We start from the raw sequence: 3,815 nt of genomic DNA, 5'->3' as shown, positions 1-3,815 counted from the left end.
CACATTTGGGAGGGATACATAGAAAAATGTGAAGATATTAGACATACAAAAGGGTTTAAGGAAAAATATGGGAGAAGGAAAGAAACCATAGAGCGGATATTTGCAGATGCCAAGGAACTACATGGTATGAGATATACATTACATAGAGGTTTAGAAAGGGTTAAAAATGAACTATACCTCTTATTTGGGTGCATGAATTTAAAGAAATTAGCAAATCATATATGGAATGGGAATAAAGACTATTCCTGTTTTTATATTTTATTTCAAAAATTAAAGAAAAATTATCAATTTTTGAATTTCAAAAGGCATTTTAGAGTAAAAATTAAATCTAAAATGCCTTTTGTCTTCAATCTGAACAAACTACCTGATGTAGTTTGTTTTTTTATCCTGCAAGAAGACCGCCCTTAGTATAGAGATCATAGTAACGACCTCTTTTATCCATTAACTCCTCATGGTTTCCTCTTTCTATTATCTTTCTATCTTCCATTACAATTATCTCATCAGCATTTTGTACTGTCGTAAGCCTGTGAGCTATAGTAATAGTAGTTCTTCCCTTACTTAATTCCTCTAAAGACTCCTGCACTATTTGCTCGGACTTATTGTCAAGAGCGGAAGTAGCTTCATCTAATATTAAAATCGGAGGATTTTTTAAAAATACTCTAGCTATGGAAATTCTCTGTTTTTGACCTCCTGAAAGTTTTAATCCCCTTTCTCCTACGTAGGTATTAAACTTTTCAGGCAGCTTTTCTATAAATTCCGTTGCACCGGCTAGGTCACTAGCTCTTAAAACTTCTTCATCTGTAGCTCCGGGTTTCCCGTACCTTATATTGTCAAGAACAGTTCCCGAAAAAAGATATACATCCTGTTGAACTATTCCAATATTATCTCTAAGAGATTTCAACTTAATATCCTTTACATTTTTACCATCTACTAAAACTTCACCGTTATTTACATCATAAAATCTTGGAATTAAGTTACATATTGTAGTCTTTCCCGCACCTGAAGGACCTACTAAGGCTATATTTCCGCCCGGTTTTATTTTTAAATTAAAGTGCTCCAATACATTTTCCGTATCTACTTCATATTTAAAAGTCACATCTTTAAATTCAATTTGCCCTTGTACCTTACCGATTTCAACAGCATTTTCAGAATCAACAATATCTGATTTTTCATTCATTATCTCTTCAAATCTTTCAATTCCCGTCAAACCTTTTTGGAACTGCTCAGTAAATTCCACAATTCTCTTTACTGTATTTAAAAGAGATGTGACATACATTACATAGGCCAACAAATCCCCGGCTTCTATTTCTCTCTTCATCATAAAATAGCCGCCAGTTAATATTAAAATTAAATACATAAGGCCGTCAAAAAGCTTTGTAACTGTATTAAATCCGGCCATGGACTTGTAGTATTCCTCTTTGATGTCTAAAAACTTATTATTTTGATCTTCAAATTTTTCAAGCTCAATATCCTCATTGGCAAAAGACTTTACAACTCTTACTCCAAGTAGAGAATCTTCTATGGAGGAGTTGAAGTTACCAACTTGAACTCTCTGTTTCTTTTGAGCATTCTTCATTCTTCTCTGATATTTATTTGCAAAAAATATCATAATTGGAATCATTAAATAAATTAATAATGTCATCTTTACATTTATATTTAAAAGTATAAATAGAGATACTAATATTTTAAGTCCACCTATGAAATATTCTTCCGGCACATGGTGAGAGAATTCTGTTATGTCAAAAAGATCGTTGGTAATTCTACTCATTAGAACTCCAATTTTCGTCTCATTGTAGAAAGAATCACTCATAGTCTGTAAATGAGAATACAGATCAGCTCTCATATCCGTTTCTATTTTTGCTCCCATAATATGACCTACACTTGTCATATAGTAACCTGCCACCAAGTCAATAATTTTTAAAATTATAAATAGAAATGCAAGCCTTAAAATCAAACTTAATGTTAAGTCATTAAAATGGTACATCCCCACATTTGATAAATATCTCAATATTAGAGGCAATACCATTTCAGAAACAGTTGTAAGCCCTGCACAGAGCAGGTCTAAAAACAAAATATTTTTATATTTTTTAAAGTAAGGCAGTACAACTTTTATTGAAGTTAATATTTTCATTTAATCACCTCTATTAATTTTATTATATTGTAACTTTTTATTCAACTTATCTTATATTGACTTTAAATTAGCTAGAGAATATACTTTTATATGAACTTAGGAGGTTACTATGGAAACTACGAAAAGATTAGCCAAATCCACTCTTGCAATTATTATATTTTCTTTAATAGGGAAAATATTTGGACTTGTTAGAGAAAGTTTAATAGCTGCAAAATTCGGTGCTACTTTCCAGACAGATGCATTTTATGCAGCTTTAGGAGCTACAGGAATAATTTCCGCACTAGTCACCCAATCAATTGCAACAACTTTTATACCGGGACTTCAAAAGGCTGAAAGCGAACTGGGACATAATCAAAAATTGCACTTTACAAACAATATGCTTTCAATATCTACTATTATATCCATATTGGTAATGATAATGGGTATTGCTTTAGCACCAGCACTTGCTTTTTTATTTTCACCACCTTCTAAGCCAGAAGCTTTTGACTTAGTTGTGGAGCTTATTAAACTTGGAATGCCCGTTATAGTTTTTTCAGCAATAGTAGGAGTATTTACAGGTTTCTTACAATACAGTGGAAAATTTGCTGCTGCAGGAGCTGTGGCCATTCCACTTAATTTAACATATATTTTATATTTGACTTTATTTACTTCACATGCAGGAATACACGGTCTTACTATCGCTTCTGTACTGGGAGTATTTATGCAAATTTTATTTTTGCTTCCAAGCGCCTTTAAATCGGGCTACAAACCTCAAGCCGTACTTGATTTTAAGGATAAGTACGTTGTGGAATCACTTATGCTTGCCGCACCTGTCCTTATTAGTACTGCTGTAAATGATATTAATATAATCGTAAATAAACGACTTGCCATGGGAATGGCTGAAGGCTCAACTACTATATTAAATAACGCCAATAAATTAAATACCATGATACTTGGAATATTTATAACCGCTATTACAGCAACAGTATTTCCAACTATGACTCGAACCTTCTCAGAGCAGGGTATGGTTCAGGGAAAGAAAGTTATGAACGCTTCAGTAAAATCCGTTTTATTTCTAACAGTACCTGCTACAGTGGGGATGATTATATTGGCAAGACCTATAGTTGACTTGGCATTTTTCCACGGAAGATATACTTTGCAAAATGCCATAGATACAACTGCCACATTAAGATTTTATACTATAGCTTTGATTTCCATGTCTATAAGCAATGTACTTAATAGAGTTTACTATTCCCTTTCAGATACGAAGACGCCTTTTTGGGTCGGATTGATTAATGTAATGATAAATGTAGGACTTAACTTGCTAGTTGCTCATAGATTCGGCACAAGAGGACTTGCCGCATCAGTGAGTATTGCAACCACTATAGCCGTTTTAATTTCCTTTGTCCTACTTAGAAAGAAAATAGGAAATTTAGGTACAAAGTCCTATATACGAGCTTTGATAAAAACTCTTATGGCCTCAGCTGTAATGGGATTAGTAGCCTTTTTATACTTCCCAATTGAAACTTTATTACTGCCTTTTGTAACTTCAGGTGCTTCAATCAAACTGATTAAATTGATTGTTCTCTTATTTGTAGTATCATTAGCAGCCCTTGTATACGCCATATGTTTATATCTCTTAGGGGTTAGAGAAATAAGAGATATTGTAAAAATGATAAAGAAAAGACTTAACAAAAATTAATAT

General features: G+C 32.8%; 2 protein-coding genes and 1 pseudogene. 2 read left to right on the top strand and 1 reads right to left on the bottom strand.

Going from position 1 to position 3,815, the window contains the following annotated elements; all coding sequences use genetic code 11:
• Positions 1–213, top strand: a pseudogene (locus EF514_RS10945) (transposase); the annotation flags it as partial.
• A gap of 169 nt (positions 214–382) precedes the next feature.
• Here EF514_RS10945 and EF514_RS10625 read toward each other — a convergent pair.
• Positions 383–2,131 carry an ABC transporter ATP-binding protein gene (locus EF514_RS10625; RefSeq protein ID WP_127725428.1) on the bottom strand — a complete coding sequence of 583 codons (1,749 nt, stop codon included), beginning with the start codon at positions 2,129–2,131 and terminating at the stop codon, positions 383–385.
• A 109-nt stretch (positions 2,132–2,240) separates the two neighbouring features.
• Here EF514_RS10625 and murJ point away from each other — a divergent pair, with 109 nt between their 5' ends.
• Positions 2,241–3,812: a murein biosynthesis integral membrane protein MurJ gene (gene murJ / locus EF514_RS10620; protein WP_127725427.1), complete on the top strand. Its 1,572-nt coding sequence runs from the start codon at positions 2,241–2,243 to the stop codon at positions 3,810–3,812.
• Positions 3,813–3,815: the final 3 nt, after the last annotated feature.

Source organism: Anaerosphaera multitolerans, assembly GCF_004006535.1.
Lineage (GTDB): Bacteria > Bacillota > Clostridia > Tissierellales > Peptoniphilaceae > Anaerosphaera > Anaerosphaera multitolerans.
Note: the sequence above shows the minus strand (reverse complement) of the source record. Positions and strands in the feature narration are given on the sequence as shown.

What these genes read in the sequence shown, in the direction of transcription:
- EF514_RS10625 (WP_127725428.1), bottom strand. Translation starts at nt 2,131, where the DNA reads ATGAAAATATTAACTTCAATAAAAGTTGTACTGCCTTACTTTAAAAAA.
- murJ (WP_127725427.1), top strand. Translation starts at nt 2,241, where the DNA reads ATGGAAACTACGAAAAGATTAGCCAAATCCACTCTTGCAATTATTATA.